The organism is Enterococcus sp. AZ163, from assembly GCF_050498925.1.
In the GTDB taxonomy this organism is placed as follows: domain Bacteria; phylum Bacillota; class Bacilli; order Lactobacillales; family Enterococcaceae; genus Enterococcus_A; species Enterococcus_A ferrettii.
This window is the reverse complement of the sequence record NZ_JBIPAO010000001.1, coordinates 1,253,975-1,271,416: the sequence shown is the minus strand read 5'-3', so window position 1 is coordinate 1,271,416 and position 17,442 is coordinate 1,253,975. Positions and strand designations below refer to the sequence as shown.

The window sequence follows — 17,442 nt, the reverse complement described above, 5'->3', positions numbered from 1 at the left end:
TTTTTTCAACAGAAGCAGCTCCATATTTCACAGAAATAGGCGAATGTTTCCCATTCTGGTCTGGTTTGTATTCGAAAGAACTAGTATAAAAGACGTCATCAATAAAAAGAGTTGCAACATTAGCCGCTTACAAATCTGATTTCTAGTCTAAATATTGAGTAGTATTACTGTTTAACCAAGAATATCCAAAACCCATTATTAATCCCCCACCAATGTAATTACCCAAAAGCGCAAAAAAGATATTACGTAAAATATTGGAAGGAACAAGATCGTTTAAAGTTCCGTGAGAAACAAATAGAGCAAGTGAGAATGTTGGAAAATTAGCAATAACATGTTCATATCCTAAAAAGGCAAATATATAAATGATGAAGATCATTACTAAAATTTTTCCAGTATCCTCTTTTATTCTCAGCCCCATCAAGACTGCAATATTCACTACAATATTTGCAAAAATTCCTTCCACAAGTATTTGGCTTGATGGCTTCAATAATTTGGCTTGAACACTGTCAAAGAAATAATTGTGACTTGCTAACTGTGCAAATGTTCCTGTATACGATAATAAATAAGCACATACAATAGCCCCAACCAAATTAAAGAAAATACAAATGAAAAGTATTGTCACAGCTGTTTTAAAGGACAATATTTTTCTATGAACCGCGATAGTCATATAGAGCATATTTGCCGTTCCTAATTCTCCATTTAGAAACAAAATCATTACAAGCGACCAACTAAACATAAAAGCATATAAAAATTTACCACTGTTAGATACAATGGACTCCATCTTCATTGCAACAGAAAATGCTATTGTGGTTCCAAGTGATAAAAATAAGCATGCATAACAAGCTCGCACTGCATAACGACAAAAACTAGTTTTAAATAGGTGATCCTTTTTTTCAATCCCTATTCGAATTTGCTGCATCATGGGTGATAACTCTGTTACAACACTGGTTTTCTCAAAAGTAGTTTTCTTACTTTCACAATCCATCATAGATTCCTCTCTTTTAACTATAGCTATTACTTTGTAACAATTGTTCAGCTCGTTTTAAACAAGTATTAGTAGGAGGTTCTATCCCAACTAACGGATATTCAAGCCCCAATCTCTCCCACTTTTCTTTTCCCATAGTATGATAGGGTAGTACCTCAACACGTTTTACATTGCTTAACCCTTGGATAAACAAGCTTAATCTTTTTAAATATGCCTCTTGATCATTAATTTTAGGAATTAGAACATGACGTATCCATACTGGTTTATCCACCTCGGATAGGTAACGTGCTAACTCTAAAATTGAGTAATTTTGAAATCCAGTCAACTCTTTATGACAAGTTGTATCTATATGTTTAATGTCTAATAAAATCAAATCTGTGTACATCAATATTTTTTTGAATTTTGAAAAAAAAGGTTCAGCTTTTGTAAAGGGTTGACCACAAGTATCTAGAGTAATGTGAATTCCTGCTAATTTCGCTTTCTGGAAAAATTCTAGCAAGAAATCAAGTTGTACTAAAGGTTCTCCTCCACTAACGGTGATTCCGCCATTTCCCCCCCAATATTTTTTGTATTGCAATGCTTTGGCCAATAAATCATCTGATGTATAACTCATTGAATTGATATCATTTATTTTCCAAGTATCAGGATTATGACAAAACTGACAGCGCATTGGACATCCTTGCATAAAAACTACAAAACGAACACCTGGACCATCAACAGCTCCAAAACTTTCTATTGAATGTACTCTCCCCGTTGCTTCTGTTTTTTTCATTAGATTATTCCCTCCAATAAAAAATGGACGGATTGAAAGTTAAATCCGCCCACTTAACCATTACATTTTTTTGTGGAAAGTGCGGCTAATGACATCTTGTTGTTGTTCACGTGTTAAGTCTATAAATTTAACCGCATAGCCTGATACTCGAATAGTAAAATTCGCGTATTCTTCTTTTTCTGGATGTTCCATAGCATCCATTAGTTTTTCTTTTCCAAAAACATTCACGTTTATATGATGTGCTCCTTGATCAAAATATCCATCTAAAACATTCGAAAGATTTTCAATTTTTTCTCCCTGACTATGACCTAGTGCATCAGGATTAATACTTTGCGTATTAGAGATACCATCAAGTGCATAGGAATACGGTAGCTTAGTTACTGAGTTCAAAGAGGCTAATAGGCCGTTTTGTTCCGCTCTATAAGAAGGATTTGCTCCTGGCGATAAAGGTTCTCCCGCTTTACGTCCATCTGGTAAATCTCCTGTGGCTTTTCCATAAACAACATTTGAAGTAATGGTCAATATAGACGTAGTCGGCTCCGAATCTCTATAAGTTTTATAATGCTTAATTTTGCTCATAAAAGTTTTCAACAGCTCTACCGCAATTTCGTCCGCTCGATCATCATCATTGCCATACCTCGGGAAATCCCCTTCTATTTTATAGGAAACAACTAATCCGTCATCATCCCTGATTGGATAAACTTCACCGTATTTTATTGCTGCTAAGGAGTCAACAACATGAGAGAATCCAGCAATTCCTGTTGCAAATGTCCGTTTTACGTTGGTGTCCATCAAAGCTAATTCTGCTGCTTCGTAATAGTACTTATCATGCATATAATGAATACAATTTAATGTATTCACGTATATCCCAGCTAACCATTCCATCATACTATCGAATTTTTTAACAACTACTTCGTAATCCAGCATGTCATCGCTTTCTATTCCACGATAAGGTGGCGCAACCTGAGCTTTAGTATTTTCATCAATACCACCATTAATCGCGTATAGTAAGCATTTTGCTAAATTCGCACGGGCACCAAAGAACTGCATTTCTTTCCCTGTTTGTGTTGCTGAAACACAACAGCAAATTGCATAATCATCTAACCAAATTGGACGCATCACATCGTCATTCTCATATTGAACAGAAGATGTATCAATAGATATTTTAGCAGCATATTCTTTAAACCCTTTTGGCAAACGAGATGAATATAAGATTGTTAAATTCGGCTCAGGTGAAGGTCCCATATTTTCAAGAGTATGCAAGAAACGAAAATCACTTTTTGTAACCAATGTTCGACCATCGATTCCCATCCCTGCTATTACTAATGTCGCCCAGATGGGGTCACCTGAGAAAAGTTCATTATAGGAAGGGACTCGAGCAAATTTCACCATTCTTAATTTCATTACTAGGTGGTCAATCAATTCTTGAGCTTCTTCCTCAGTCAAAACACCTTTTTCCAAATCACGTTGAATATAAATATCCAGAAATACTGAAATTCTGCCAATTGACATCGCAGCTCCATTTTGTTCCTTAATAGCTGCAAGATACCCAAAGTAGAGCCATTGCACAGCCTCATGAGCATTTTTCGCAGGACGAGAAATATCGTAACCATAGATAACAGCCATTTCTTTCATTCTCTTCAAAGCATTGTATTGATTAGTTATTTCTTCTCGTAAACGTATATCATCTTCAGTAAACTGCCCGTTACCACAATTCTCATAATCCTTAACTTTCTGTTCCATCAAATAATCAATACCATATAAGGCTACACGTCGATAGTCTCCTACAATTCGACCACGACCATACGTGTCAGGCAATCCGGTGATAATTTTATTTCGTCGAGCAGAACGAATTTCTGACGAATAGACATCAAAAACTCCTTGATTATGAGTTTTATGGAATTTTGTGAATATTTCATTTAATTTTATATTTGGTTCATAACCATAGCTCCTTAAAGACTCTTCAGCCATATTAATACCACCATAAGGCATAAAAGCCCTTTTTAATGGTTTATCGGTTTGGATTCCTACAACTTTTTCTTTTTCCTTCAACTCTTCGCAGATATAACCTGGTCCATATGCATCCGCAGCGGATACAACATCGACCTCCATATCTAAGACTCCACCATTTGCACGTTCTTTCTTTTGCAATTCTTGCAGCTTACTCCATAATTGGTTTGTGGATTCTGTAGGATTAGTTAAAAATTCAGCTCTCCCTTCATAAGGAGTATAATTTGATTGAATAAAATCTCTCGTGTTGATTTCATTTTTCCAGCTATCTCCTTGAAATCCATGCCATGCTATATTGTTATCCATTTCTCTTGGTCAACTTCTTTCATAGTATTTTTTGAGGCGCTACGAATAAAGGATTGTTTTGACGTAATACCTCAGCAGAGTGAGCAAATTGATTTAACTCATCTGGTGTTAAATTCGGCGTAATCGTCTCCAGTACGCCTTTTCGTCCAATCACACATGGAACACCTGCAAAGACATCCTCCTGACCATATTCACCTTCTAACAATGTGGAAGTCGTCAAAACTGCATGCTCATCCTTTAGAATCGCTTTACTAATTCTTGATAAAGCCATGGCAATACCATAATAAGTAGCTCCTTTAGCTTGTATAATCTTATAAGCAGCATCTCTTGTTCGCTTATAGATTCCTTCTAGTTCTTCATTTGATATCTCAAGTCTTTCTCTAACATCAGATAAATTCAAACCTGCAATTTTTACAGTTGACCACGGAACAAATTCTGAGTCACCATGTTCACCAAAAACATTGGCTAAAATATCTTGTGGTGCCAAGTCTAAACGTCGGCTTAGTTGGTACCTTAACCTTGCTGTATCTAAGGTTGTTCCTGATCCAATTACACGATTTTTTGGAAAATTAGAATATTTCCAAACAGCATAAGAAATGATATCTACGGGGTTTGAAGCGATCAAGAATATACCTTCAAAACCTGATTGAATGACTTCTTCTGTAATCTTCTGTGCAATTTTAATGTTAGTATTAATTAAGTCAAGACGCGTCTGTCCCACTTTCTGTGGTACTCCTGCACAAATACAAACAATATCAGCATTCTTACAATCCGAATAACTTCCACGCCAAACATCAACATTCGTAGAGAAATTCGGTAATCCATCTTGAATATCCGCTACGTCAGCATTGACCTTGGCTTCATTTAAATCAATTAACACTAGTTCATCACAGATATTTTGGTTAACAACTGAAAAAGCATAGCTTGCTCCTACCGATCCCGTACCTATTAAAATAATTCTCTTATTTGCTGCCATAGATGCCCACCTGTTCTTTTATTTTTTATAGGAAGCGCTCTCCTTGCTGTTATAGTACACCTCTCAGTTTTCTATCAGCATTAACATTTGTTAATGGGACACATCGTATAAAAAAGTTTTTTCAAATACCTCATAACAATCTGAAGATTGATGAGACTTTTAAGCTCTCTTTAGTTCTAAAAAATTACCACAATCGATGACAAGCCTCTTATTTTACAACTTTATTTTTTTTGTAACATTGACATTTGTTATTGAGAAAGCGCTCTCTATAATGGTATGGTTGTTTCACCTAGTACGAGTTTAGGAGTGAATTTACTTATGTCTAAGCAAATGTTAACTAACTATTTTTCTTCATACGTCGATAAAAAAAAGGAAAAAAGTATCACCGCTTGTAAACACGAGTACATTGCTTTTGAAGAACATAGAACTTCTTCTATTTATGTTTTACATCGGGGCGTTCTAAAACTAAGTACTTTTTTAAAAGATGGAAAGGAATTTAATATAAAATTAGTAGCTCCTGGTGAAATTGTTACTCTTTTAGAGGATGAAACCACTTCCATTGTTTCCATGCCCTTTACCATTTGTTCTCTCAGCGAATCTGCTGAAATTTTTTTATTGGATCGCTTAAGTTTCTGGCAAGATGTTCGCTCTGACGTTCTTTTAAACGAATATGTTCGACTTTATTATCGAAAAAATTTGAACATTCAAATACGGAAAACATGTGCTTTAACAAGTAACGGAAAGCTAAGTGCAGTATGTAATTTGCTTTATGAATTACAAAATTTATTTGGAAAGGATTCAGTGAACGGACGTCTAATTGATCTTGAATTATCAAATGAAGAATTAGGAAAATTTTGTGGTATTCATAATGCAAGCAGCTTTAATCGTATTTTGAGACAATTAAAAGATGAAAAAGTGATAGAAGTTAGTTCAAATAAAATATTGATCTGTAGTTTGGAACGGCTGAAAAATATGGGTGGGAGTATTAATATCAATTTTTAGATTTTCTGCAAGTGACGACTGATCCTATTAAACACAACAATTGATTGAAAAAAGGCTTCATTTTATTTCTGCTCCTTTCGTCTACTTTGTACAGACAGGATAAACTATGGAGTTAACTCACAGGCAAGGGATATAGCAAATTTTTCCCTGTTTATATTGTCTCTTATAAATTAAAAGTATCTCCTTTAGAAACACTAGCCGCTTAAGTGCTGTTAAAAATTTGGCCAAAAAGGTTAGGTAAACCTCTTGCTCTTGAGCTAACTCCATAGTTTAAGATAGATCTATATTAACTATCGAATGGAGTGAGCATTTATGAAAATGAGACGATTAGGTAAAACAACTATTGAGATTTCTGCGCTTGGTTTAGGAACAATGGGGATGGATCATGCTTATGGTCCTCAAGCTGATCGTAGTGAGATGATTGAACTTTTGCGTAAAGCCGTTGAACTTGGCTGTAATTTTTTTGATACAGCTGTAGTCTATGGTGAAGCAAATGAAGAACTATTAGGTGAAGCATTTGAACCGATTCGTGACCAGGTTGTGTTAGCAACAAAGTTTGGTATCACTGGTCAAGAAATCGTAGATGGAAAGCCACAAAATATTTTAAACAGTCAGCCTGAGTCAATCCGGGAACAATTAAAAGGATCTCTGAAAAGACTAAGAACGGATGTCATTGATCTGTATTATCAACACCGGGTAGATCCCCACGTTGAGCCAGAAACTGTAGCAGTAACAATGAAAGAACTGATCGCAGAAGGAAAAATCAAAGCATGGGGATTATCAAACGCCCCAATCGATTATATCAAACGTGCTCATGCTGTTTGCCCAGTTTCAGCCATTGAAAATCAATACTCTATGGTATGGAGAGAACCTGAAGAGGAGTTATTTGCTTTGTGCGAAGGGTTTGGCATGTCCTTCGTGGCTTATAGTCCATTAGGAAATGGTTTTCTGAGTGGAAATATTACTAAAGATACGGAGTTCCCTGAAGGAGACTTCAGAAACTTTATGGGTCGCTTTAAGCCAGAAGTATTAGACCGTAACCAAGCCCTACTTGATGTCATTGCAAATGTGGCAAAACGAAAAAATGCCACATCCGCACAAATCGTCTTCGCTTGGGAACTAGCCCAAAAACCATTCATCATTCCAATACCTGGTACAACGAAGCTTCATCGACTCGAAGAAAATCTTGGTGGTGCAGATATCGTTCTTACTCAAACTGAGCTTAATGAAATCAATGAAGCTCTTGCTAAGATTGAGGTTGACGAAACCCACTTTTAACATTCAATAAGGAGCAGCTTCTATTTTTAAAAGGCTGCTCCTTATTTAGTGATTTTCTATCCAGCAATCATAAGTTTTTTACTTTCTCGTTAAACTCTTTCTTCTATAAAGATAGTACAATACGAGTGCACTCACGAGCATGAGTCCTAGATACACACAAATTATCTTTTTTTCACCCGTGCTAGGTAATTTTTTATTTGAAGACGGCTTCAATGGATTGTTTCCTGACACCTTTGAATCTTCATTCTTCACAGATACTTGACTTGATCTGATCTATTAAAGATGTTAAGAATGCGCACCACACAGAATATAACCCCAAAGTACAGTTAGTTCAATATGAAAAAGATGATGACACTAACAACTTCACTACCTTTAAACAAAGGAGTTATCAGGTCGAAAAATAGAGGCTTATTCTATAGTTTTATCTGATGTACTTTATAAATCAGCTGATAAAAGTTAATACTTAAAATGGGTGTTATCAAACGATTTTGAAGCGTTCTCAGTAGAATGCCCGAATTTGAAAAGTGACAAATCTAGCCGCTCGTTACTTCATCAGCAGTGGAATGCAGCTGATTAAAAATATGTACGCATTTTGAAAAGAGAAGGTGCAAGTTTGCTATCTTGAATAGTGATAAAAGGAGACTTATTTCATTCTTCCCTCATCACTATACTTTGAACATAGATAGGATAACCTGTAAAAATTTAAGAAATCTATTACTTAACTCTGAATCTTTTCTAAATATTTTTTCTTCGAGAATAGTTAGTTATCTTTCCTTCTTAATTAGCTTTGAATCATTATTAAAAAAGGATTCGTGACTAAATACAATTGATATATATTAAGTTCATTGAGTAGTTTTAGTCATTTTAAAGACAAAGAAAGAGTATGGGCGTGACTACCCGTACTCTTTTAGTCCACCAAAAGGCTTTGAAAATTAGCAAATGAATTAGTCTTATTTTTTGTGTCTTAAAAGAAATAATCCTCCCAGCAAACTGATTAACCCACCTAGAATCGCCAATAAATTACTCTTAGTTTCTCCAGTCCTTGGCAAAAATTCATAAGAAGAACTAGTATTTCCTTTTGACTTAGTAACAGGACGGCTTTCTAATAAGTTACTTCCATAATTTGAGGAAGTATCGCTAATTCTGTTATTACGCCTCGTTATGTCTTTGCTTTCTACTAGAGTAGTTGTATCTGTATTGGGTTTTGTACTTGGTTCCGTGCTGGGCTCTGTACTTGGTTCCGTACTGGGCTCTGTACTTGGTTCCGTGCTGGGCTCTGTACTTGGTTCCGTGCTAGGCTCTGTACTCGGTTCCGTGCTGGGCTCTGTACTCGGTTCCGTGCTGGGCTCTGTACTTGGTTCCGTGCTGGGCTCTGTACTCGGTTCCGTGCTGGGCTCTGTACTTGGTTCCGTGCTGGGCTCTGTACTTGGTTCCGTACTGGGCTCTGTACTTGGTTCTTGAAAAGTAGGAGGGGGACTATCCGGTGTTCCTGTATTTTGCCCTTGGATAACCGTCTGTCTTTGACTATATGACGTCAAATACTTGTTATCTTCAGAATTACTATCCAATACCTTTACCGTAAACAAACGTGTTTTCCCTGTAGGTATAGGTTCTTTTAAGGTAATAAAGAATTTAAAGTGTGCCTGTTTTTGATGATCATCAAGCTGAATAACTTGGTCGTAATCAATTTGAATTCCTTGCCCTACATTTTCAAACATCACCTGTGCCTGTTTGATAGCCTCTAGATCTCCTGAAAAATGAATTGTAGCATTTACTTCGATCGGCTTTCCTAAAGGTAATTGAGCCACGCCTGAATTAAACAAAGAAAAATTATCTGTAAAATGAATATTGTTCACATTTGCCCACTTCGCTTGGCTTGCAACAATAGGTATTTCCTTTACAGAGTCACCATTCACTTCAATAGCATAATAACCAGGTATTGCTAAAAATAATAAAGTTGTCACAAGCAGTTGTGTTAGTTTCAAACCAATCCCTCTTCTCATCTTCTTTATGAGAATAGAATAAAATACATAACAAAGGTTATATTATTGTTTTTTTAGCGAATGTTTGAGTATTTTGAATAATCCCATTCTTTAAAACAAAAAAGCAATTCACAAGGAATAACTATCTAACACAAGTATTTTGTACTTACTATTAGAAGAATTCCTTATAAATTGCTAAATTAAAAGCTTTTCTTAGCTGCTATGCTGTGAATTGCTATTCTAGTGAACGAACATGGCATCTCCAAAACTAAAGAAGCGATAACGTTTGTCGATAGCATGCTGATAAGCTACCAAGGTATTTTCTCGACCAGCAAAGGCACTTACCAGCATCACCAAGGTCGATTTTGGCAAATGGAAATTGGTTGAGAACGCTTGAACAACTTTAAACTCATAACCCGGTGTTATGAAAATATCGGTCCAACCACTGTCAGCTTTAATTTCTCCCTTAAATTTGGTACCGATTGTTTCCAAGGTGCGAATTGACGTTGTTCCTACTGCTACAATCTTACCGCCTGCTTCACGAACTGCATTCAATTGATCCGCTGCTTCTTGAGTTAGGCGATAAAACTCACTATGCATTTCGTGCTCAGCAATATTATCAACACTAACTGGTCGGAAAGTGCCCAGACCTACATGCAGAGTTAAGTAGACAAGCTTCACACCTTTTGCTTGAATTGCTTGTAACAATTCTGGTGTAAAATGTAGTCCAGCTGTAGGTGCTGCAGCTGATCCGTTCTCTTTGGCATAAACCGTTTGGTAGCGATTTGGATCTTCTAGTCGTTCCTTGATATAAGGCGGAAGTGGCATTTCCCCTAGTGATTCCAGATTTTCCAGAAAAATCCCTTCATATTGAAACTCAACAATACGGCCTCCATGTTCCAATTCTTCTTTTACCTCAGCTCGCAAACGACCGTCACCAAAAATAATTTTTGTTCCAACCTTGGCACGGCGAGCTGGCTTAATCAACGTTTCCCATTGATCTCCTTGAGTATTATTTAATAGAAGAACTTCCAAATGTCCTCCGGTTTCCGGCTTCTCACCGTACAAGCGAGCCGGCAGAACCCGAGTATCATTCATTACCAGCGCATCCCCTGATTCTAATTCATCAATAATGTCATGGAAGTGCTTATCTTCAACTTCACCAGTTTGACGATCTAAAATCAGCAAACGTGAGCTATCTCGTTTGGTCAAAGGGGTTTGAGCTATCAATTCCTCTGGTAAATCAAAGTCAAAATCTTCTGTAGTTAACATAGTTTTCTTCCTTTTTTCTATTAAAGTAGATATCTTCTCCGTTCACTCACTCGTTTATTTTCATGTAGTCTAGTGACGGTATTCCTCGGCTATTCTAACATGCTCAGACTGGAATGGAAAGCAGACTCTTTTACAACTTATTGGAGTTGAGTTAAACTTACTTTTAGTAAGAGCAAATATCTAACTATTTTTTTAATGATAGACTCACTTATATAAAATTTCCTCACAGGAAAGGAGAAATTATCATGACCTATTACCATCACGTCTCATTATTAACTCGTCATCGAGAAGAAAATGTTGCCTTCTATACAGAACTATTAGGACTGCGTTTCGTGAAAAACACTGTCAATCAAGACAATCATCGGATGCTTCATTATTATTATGGTGATTTCCAAGGAGCTCCTGGCTCAGTAATTACTTTTTTTGTTGTACCAAAATTAGGAAATCGCTATGAAAATGACCATTATTTAGCTGAAATTGAATGGAACTTGCCTGCTGGAAGTTTTTCCTATTGGAAGGATCGGTTAAAAAAGAAGCATATTTCCTATACTGAAAAAGAAAATCAATTATTTTTCACTGATCCCGATGACGTTATACTTATTTTTACTGAGACTGATCAACCACCATTGAGTAAGAACCACCAAATTGCTGCTGAGGTTCCTGGTGATAAGCAGCTATTAGGTCTACGTTCGATTCATTTCCATGTCCCGGATCCAGCAAAGACAAGTGACTTCTTCCGTATATTACTAGATTGGCAAACTGAAAATGGTGTGATTCAATTGAGCTCTCAGGAATTCATAAAGATATCTGCTTCAGATACCACAAATATAACCCGGATGGGACGTGGCAGCATTGACCATGTTGCTTTTGCAGTCAAAGATGAAAAAGCGTTGAAACTCTTATATAAAAAGGCTAAAGAGCAGCAATGGACTGTAGAAAAAATCGTTTCCCGTGGCTATTTCAAAAGTTTGTATATACGCGAGCCTGGGGGAATTCGAGTAGAGTTTGCTACAATGGGTCCTGGTTTCACAATTGATGAAGAACTAGCTCATTTGGGTGAATCATTTGCTTTACCCCCTTTTCTAGAAAACCAGCGAGCTGAGATTGAAAATCAACTTTACCCTGAAAATTAATAATCATTCTTCAATCCTTCGTTTAAGACTGAAGGATTGTTTTTTTATTTTTTTGACCATTTTTGCTTTTTCTTTAAGTCTCGCACTACTGATTATAATTTAAGCGCATGCTTTAAATCACAACCAGTCGTTATTTAATCATTTGATAAAACACTAATATCCCGCTATTTCAAAGAGTGTTAAAACCGTCGCATTTGTCTTTCTCTCTTATTTATAGCATACTAGAAGTATCAGAAATGATTGAAAGGATATAAAGGTGGAAAAAATGATTGAATTTGATAACGTTTCAAAAATATACCCCGGTAACAAAATGGCGGTCGAAAACGTCAATCTTTCCTTCAATAAGGGTGAGTTTATTTGTTTGATTGGTACCAGCGGCAGTGGAAAAACGACAACCATGCGGATGATTAATCGAATGATCGATCCAACTGAAGGAACGATCAAAATTGATGGTGAGGATATTCAGCAAATTAATCCTGTAGAGTTACGCCGCCAAATCGGCTATGTCATTCAAAACATCGGTTTAATGCCTCATATGACAATTCGTGAAAATATAACCCTCGTACAAAAATTACTAAAGGTAGATCAGGAAAAGCGTGATAAAACAGCGGAACGAATGATTGATTTAGTTGAGCTGCCCAGAGATATGCTGGATCGTTATCCTCATGAACTTTCTGGTGGTCAACAACAACGGATCGGTGTTGTTCGTGCCTTAGCGGCTGACCAAGACATTATTTTAATGGATGAACCCTTCGGTGCCTTGGATCCAATTACTCGTGATTCTTTACAGGATCTTGTAAAAGACCTTCAGGAACGTTTAGGCAAAACAATCGTCTTCGTTACTCATGACATGGACGAGGCATTAAAGTTAGCCAATCGCATCGCAATCATGGATGGTGGTCACGTAATTCAATTTGATACCCCAGAAAAGATTCTACAAGAACCAGCGAATGACTTTGTAGAAGAGCTCTTAGGTGAAGATCGGTTGCTGCAAGCAAAATCAGACACTACAACTGTTGGTGAAATTATGATGAATACTGCCGTTTCTATTACCCCAGAAAAAGGCTTGCAAAGTGCCGTTCATCTAATGCGGGAAAAACGAGTAGATACCTTACTAGTTGTTGATGACAGCAATACCTTGAAAGGCTTTGTTGATGTAGAAACTATTCAACGAGCACGTCGGAGCGGTACAGCGACCAGTGTTGGTGATATTATTAATACAAAAGTTTTTTACGTTAAGGAATCTGCTTTACTGCGTGACAGTCTTCAGCGTATTCTAAAACGCGGTGTGAAATACGTACCGGTAGTTGATGATCAGAATCATTTAGTTGGCATCTTAACTCGCGTTTCCTTAGTAGATATTGTTTATGATGCACTATGGGGCGAGGAAGATGCTGTTATTAGTGCTGCTGGACCAATTACCGCTACGAATGAGGAGGCGTAAGCATGCAACAATTCATCAATGAATACGGCGGACAAATCCTTACAAAAAGTGCCGAGCATATTTATATTTCTGCTTTTGCGCTGATTTTAGGTATTTTGTTTGCAGTACCTTTAGGCATTCTATTGACCCGCCTGCCCAAGATAGCTAACGTAATTATCGGCATTGCAAGCGTGCTGCAAACCGTTCCTTCTTTAGCTTTATTAGCCTTAATGATTCCTTTTTTCGGCGTCGGAAAAATACCTGCAATTATTGCTTTGTTCATCTACTCTTTATTGCCGATTTTACGTAATACGTATATTGGTATGAAAAATGTTGACAGCAATTACCGCGATGTAGCCAAAGGAATGGGCATGACTAACCTGCAGTCAATTGTTTCAGTTGAGCTGCCGATTGCAACGCCAACTATTATGGCGGGAATCCGCTTAGCTGCCGTGTATGTAGTGGCTTGGGCAACCTTAGCTTCTTATATTGGAGCAGGCGGATTAGGTGATTTGATCTTTAGTGGGTTGAACAACTTTCAACCGCCATTGATCTTTGCTGGAACCATTCCAGTTATTATCATCGCTTTACTGTCAGATTTCTTGCTGGGTTTATTGGAAGACAAAATGACCCCAGCTGCACTACGGAAGGAGGAGTAGTCTGTGAAGAAAGCAAAATTACTGATTCTAGGACTCGCATTACTTTTTCTAAGCAGCTGTTCGTTCCCTGGCTTGTCCTCCAATGACAACGAAGATACTGTCGGGATTACTGGCGGAGTAACCTCAGAGGCTCAAATTTTAGGCAGCATTGTAGCAGGAATGGTTGAACACTATACTGATTTAGATACAACAGTCATTAATAACTTGGCAACTACTACTATCAATCACCAAGCTATGATCAACAATAATGCATCCATTTCAGCTGCACGCTATACCGGAACCGACGTAACTACTACCCTTGGATTGCCTGCTGAAAAAGATCCGAAGAAAGCCTTCGATCTGGTTAGCAAAGAATTCGAGAAGCGTTACCATCAAACTTGGTTCCCTTCATATGGCTTTGACAATACGTACGTTTTCTTAGTACGCAAGGATACAGCTGAAAAATACAATTTGAAAAAAGTCAGCGATTTAAAAAATGTTGCTGGCGAACTAACCGCGGGTGTGGATACTGCTTGGATTACTCGTGAAGGCGATGGCTACGATGGCTTTAAACAAACCTATGGATTTGAATTTTCTTCTATTTTGCCAATGCAAATCGGTTTGGTTTATGATGCCGTTGATGCAGGAAGAATGGATATTGTTCTAGGCTACTCAACAGATGGTCGGATTGCTAGTTACGACCTTGTCATGCTGGAAGATGATCTGCAGTTCTTCCCACCTTATGATGCAGCTGCTGTAGCAACAGATGCAGTCTTAACCAAAAATCCTGAAATTCGTGATGCATTGGATCGCTTAGCAGGAACCATTGATACTGAACAGATGCAAAAATTGAACTTTCGTGCTGATAATGACTTAGTGGAACCTTCTGTGGTAGCCAAGGAATTCTTAGAAGAGCACAATTACTTTGAAGGGAAGTGAGCGTAATGGAAAACATGAATACTTTTCAACAATTCTTTGAGTATTTTCAAGTGAATGGCGGTTATGTCTTCTCACAATTCTATCGCCACTTCTTGATTTCAATTTATGGCGTACTTTTCGCCGCTGTTGTAGGCATTCCGGTCGGTATCTTTATTTCTAAGCATTATAAATTGGCGAACTGGGTTATTCGGATTGCTAATATCATCCAAACAATACCTTCATTGGCAATGATCTCAATTCTGATGTTGGGCTTAGGCTTAGGCGCGAATGTGGTTATCTTGACCGTCTTTCTTTATTCGTTGCTGCCGATTATTAAAAATACGTATACTGGTATGCGCCAAGTCGATCGAAATGCACTGGATGTAGGTAAAGGGATGGGAATGACTTCATTTCAGCGCTTATACATGATTGAATTGCCTTTGTCAGTTTCGGTAATTATGGCCGGGATTCGGAATGCTTTAGTTGTTGCCATTGGAATTACGGCAATCGGTGCTTTCGTAGGGGCTGGCGGTTTAGGTGATATCATCATCCGCGGAACAAATGCTACTGATGGTACTGCGATTATTTTAGCTGGTGCTCTACCAACCGCATTAATGGCTATCATTACTGATTGGTTGTTAGGACTAGTAGAACGTCGCTTAGATCCAGCAACTAAAACAAGTAAATAAGTAAGAAAAGCTTCATTAGAAACGTTTAGTTTTAAATCAACAATCGATAAGGTTAGCTTGTGAAGCTAGAAATAAAAAAACAGAAACAGTTTAAACTGTCTCTGTTTTTTTTATTTCTTCAAATGATAGTTGTAGGTACTGATAATAATATCATCCCGGTAAGACAACCTCAGTCGTAAACGTAAAGCTGTTTGATTGTGCAGCGAAAGCTTCCAAGCTTTATTAGGCACAAATTCCGGAATTAAAACCGTTGTTGTATAGTTGTATTTTTTAGATTTTTTACTTACCCGATCAACATAACGAGTTACCGGATTAATAATTGAACGATAAGGCGAACGTACCACAGAAAAACGAATTTCAGGAAACTTCTCCTTAAATTCCTTCTGGATTTCTTTTTCCTTTTCAGAATTTTCATCTAAGGAAACATGCATCGCAATGATGTAATCACCAATTGAACGAGCATAATTAATTGCTCCGATATTTACCTGGGTTACATTTCCCACCAATACGATCACTGTGTTCCCCTCGTATTCGTGCAACTTTACCTCATCAGCCAACCGTAATTGTTCAGCTACATTTTGATAATGTTTATGAATTCTATAGAAAACATAAATCAATATTGGCATGATAATAAAGAATGGCCAAATATCATTTAATCGGTAAATGAACAGAATGACTACAATTGAGAAGGAAATCAGTGCACCAATAATATTGGCAATTGATTTTTTCAACCATTGACCGCCTTCACTGTACCATTTCTTGACCATTCCCGTTTGTGATAGCGTAAAAGGAATAAATACACCAACTGAATACAAAGGAATCAATCGCTCTGTGGATCCTTGGAAAATCATCAGCAAAGCAATTGAACCCAACGCTAGCGTAATGATCCCATTAGAATACCCTAGACGGTCTCCACGGTCTTGATATCGGTGAGGCAAGTATTTATCTTTAGCCAAATTATAAGCCAGAACTGGAAAAGCTGAAAACCCAGTATTAGCAGCAACTGCTAGAATCAAGGCAGTAGCAAATTGCATAATATAGTACATAATCCCTTTACCAAAAACCGATTCTCCTACTTGAGACAGCACCGTTACTTGTTCAGAAGGTATAATTCCATACCAATAGTTCAAGAAAGTAATCCCTGTAAAGAAGAAGGCCAAGATGATTCCCATCATTGCTAAGGTTCCAGCAGCATTCTTTGCTCGCGGTTTCTTAAAGAAAGGCACCGCATTACTAATGGCTTCAACCCCAGTCAGTGAAGAAGATCCTGATGAGAACGCCCGCAACAGCAAAGCTATGCTAATGCCTGGTACGAATGATCCTGGTTGCGCTGTTGCGTTTATAGGTACCATTCCAGTTACTATTTTGAATAATCCGACAATAATTAAAACAGTCATAATAGCAATAAATGAATACACCGGAAGCATCAAAAAGCCAGCGGATTCTCTAAGTCCCCGCAAATTCATTAACATTAGCAGCAAAACAATTACCACAGCGATCAGTACCCGATGATGATACAAGGCTGGGATAGCAGATGCGATCGCCTCTGCTCCTGCTGATACCGATACTGCGACCGTCAACATATAATCCACTAAAAGTGAACCACCAGAAATCAGTCCGGCACTTTTTCCAAGATTTTCGCTGCTGACAACATAGGCCCCTCCACCATGAGGATAGGCGTGGATAATTTGGCGATAAGAAAGAATCAGCGACGTCAGCAAGACCAACACAACTGCCGCAATTGGCAAGGAATACCAAATCGCCGCAGTGGACAATGTTACTAGCACAACGACAATCTGTTCCGTTCCGTACGCCACAGATGATAGGGCATCAGATGACAGCATCGCCAAGGCTGCAAATCTTGTTAAACTTTGATCATCATTTTCAGATGACTTCAAAGGCTTTCCTACCAGCAGCCGTTTCAAATAATTCACTTTGTTCAACCCCTTATTTTAACCAATAATTTAATTTTTCTATATAGATAGAAGCTTCTTTTTTTTAGTTTAGCTTCATTCTTCAGACTTGCCCATTCTCCTGCTTAGCTGTGTACTTTCTTTA

15 protein-coding genes are annotated in these 17,442 nt (G+C 37.6%); 7 read left to right on the top strand and 8 right to left on the bottom strand.

Annotated features, from left to right (window positions below):
- Positions 1–142: 142 nt before the first annotated feature.
- The 4 genes from IGI46_RS06165 to IGI46_RS06150 are packed head-to-tail and all read right to left on the bottom strand — an operon-like array spanning position 143 to position 5,049.
- Entirely contained in the window at positions 143–985 is an 843-nt protein-coding gene (locus tag IGI46_RS06165; RefSeq protein WP_429973947.1) for a formate/nitrite transporter family protein, read from the bottom strand.
- Between the two features lie 16 nt (positions 986–1,001).
- Complete coding sequence (pflA, locus tag IGI46_RS06160) at positions 1,002–1,757, bottom strand: pyruvate formate-lyase-activating protein (RefSeq protein WP_429962477.1); 756 nt, start codon at positions 1,755–1,757, stop codon at positions 1,002–1,004.
- Positions 1,758–1,817: 60 nt separating this feature from the next.
- Complete coding sequence (gene pflB, locus IGI46_RS06155) at positions 1,818–4,073, bottom strand: formate C-acetyltransferase (RefSeq protein WP_429962476.1); 2,256 nt, start codon at positions 4,071–4,073, stop codon at positions 1,818–1,820.
- Positions 4,074–4,092: 19 nt separating this feature from the next.
- Positions 4,093–5,049 (bottom strand): L-lactate dehydrogenase, encoded by a 957-nt coding sequence (locus tag IGI46_RS06150; protein ID WP_429962475.1) that lies wholly within the window; start codon positions 5,047–5,049, stop codon positions 4,093–4,095.
- A 318-nt stretch (positions 5,050–5,367) separates the two neighbouring features.
- Between IGI46_RS06150 and IGI46_RS06145 the strand changes: the two genes are divergently transcribed.
- Both IGI46_RS06145 and IGI46_RS06140 read left to right on the top strand, forming a co-directional pair.
- The gene (locus IGI46_RS06145; RefSeq protein WP_429962474.1) at positions 5,368–6,051 is read left to right on the top strand and encodes a Crp/Fnr family transcriptional regulator; all 684 of its coding nucleotides are present in this window, start codon (positions 5,368–5,370) and stop codon (positions 6,049–6,051) included.
- 312 nt (positions 6,052–6,363) lie between these two features.
- A complete protein-coding gene (locus IGI46_RS06140) occupies positions 6,364–7,329 on the top strand; it encodes an aldo/keto reductase (RefSeq protein WP_429973124.1) in 966 nt (321 codons plus the stop codon).
- Between the two features lie 78 nt (positions 7,330–7,407).
- Here the strand turns inward: IGI46_RS06140 and IGI46_RS06135 are convergent, their stop codons facing one another.
- The 3 genes from IGI46_RS06135 to queA all read right to left on the bottom strand — a co-directional run bounded on the left by IGI46_RS06135 (position 7,408) and on the right by queA (position 10,583).
- Positions 7,408–7,560, bottom strand: a complete 153-nt coding sequence (locus IGI46_RS06135) for an LPXTG cell wall anchor domain-containing protein (RefSeq protein WP_429964931.1) — start codon at positions 7,558–7,560, stop codon at positions 7,408–7,410.
- 719 nt (positions 7,561–8,279) lie between these two features.
- Positions 8,280–9,314 (bottom strand): LPXTG cell wall anchor domain-containing protein, encoded by a 1,035-nt coding sequence (locus tag IGI46_RS06130; protein ID WP_429962472.1) that lies wholly within the window; start codon positions 9,312–9,314, stop codon positions 8,280–8,282.
- 237 nt (positions 9,315–9,551) lie between these two features.
- Positions 9,552–10,583, bottom strand: coding sequence for a tRNA preQ1(34) S-adenosylmethionine ribosyltransferase-isomerase QueA (gene queA / locus IGI46_RS06125; RefSeq protein WP_429962471.1), 1,032 nt, complete (start codon positions 10,581–10,583; stop codon positions 9,552–9,554).
- Between the two features lie 245 nt (positions 10,584–10,828).
- On the opposite strand from queA, the gene IGI46_RS06120 reads away from it, so the two are divergent.
- From IGI46_RS06120 to IGI46_RS06100, 5 genes are all read left to right on the top strand, one after another.
- On the top strand, positions 10,829–11,716 hold the full coding sequence (locus tag IGI46_RS06120) for a VOC family protein (RefSeq protein ID WP_429962470.1): 888 nt from the start codon (positions 10,829–10,831) through the stop codon (positions 11,714–11,716).
- A gap of 265 nt (positions 11,717–11,981) precedes the next feature.
- Positions 11,982–13,160 (top strand): betaine/proline/choline family ABC transporter ATP-binding protein, encoded by a 1,179-nt coding sequence (locus IGI46_RS06115; RefSeq protein ID WP_207703901.1) that lies wholly within the window; start codon positions 11,982–11,984, stop codon positions 13,158–13,160.
- Positions 13,161–13,162: 2 nt separating this feature from the next.
- Positions 13,163–13,798, top strand: coding sequence for an ABC transporter permease (locus IGI46_RS06110; RefSeq protein WP_207703900.1), 636 nt, complete (start codon positions 13,163–13,165; stop codon positions 13,796–13,798).
- 3 nt (positions 13,799–13,801) lie between these two features.
- Complete coding sequence (locus tag IGI46_RS06105) at positions 13,802–14,716, top strand: glycine betaine ABC transporter substrate-binding protein (RefSeq protein ID WP_207703899.1); 915 nt, start codon at positions 13,802–13,804, stop codon at positions 14,714–14,716.
- A gap of 5 nt (positions 14,717–14,721) precedes the next feature.
- Positions 14,722–15,384, top strand: a complete 663-nt coding sequence (locus IGI46_RS06100) for an ABC transporter permease (protein WP_429962469.1) — start codon at positions 14,722–14,724, stop codon at positions 15,382–15,384.
- A 110-nt stretch (positions 15,385–15,494) separates the two neighbouring features.
- Here IGI46_RS06100 and IGI46_RS06095 read toward each other — a convergent pair whose 3' ends face one another.
- The gene (locus IGI46_RS06095; RefSeq protein WP_429962468.1) at positions 15,495–17,318 is read right to left on the bottom strand and encodes an amino acid permease; all 1,824 of its coding nucleotides are present in this window, start codon (positions 17,316–17,318) and stop codon (positions 15,495–15,497) included.
- Between the last annotated feature and the right edge of the window lie 124 nt (positions 17,319–17,442).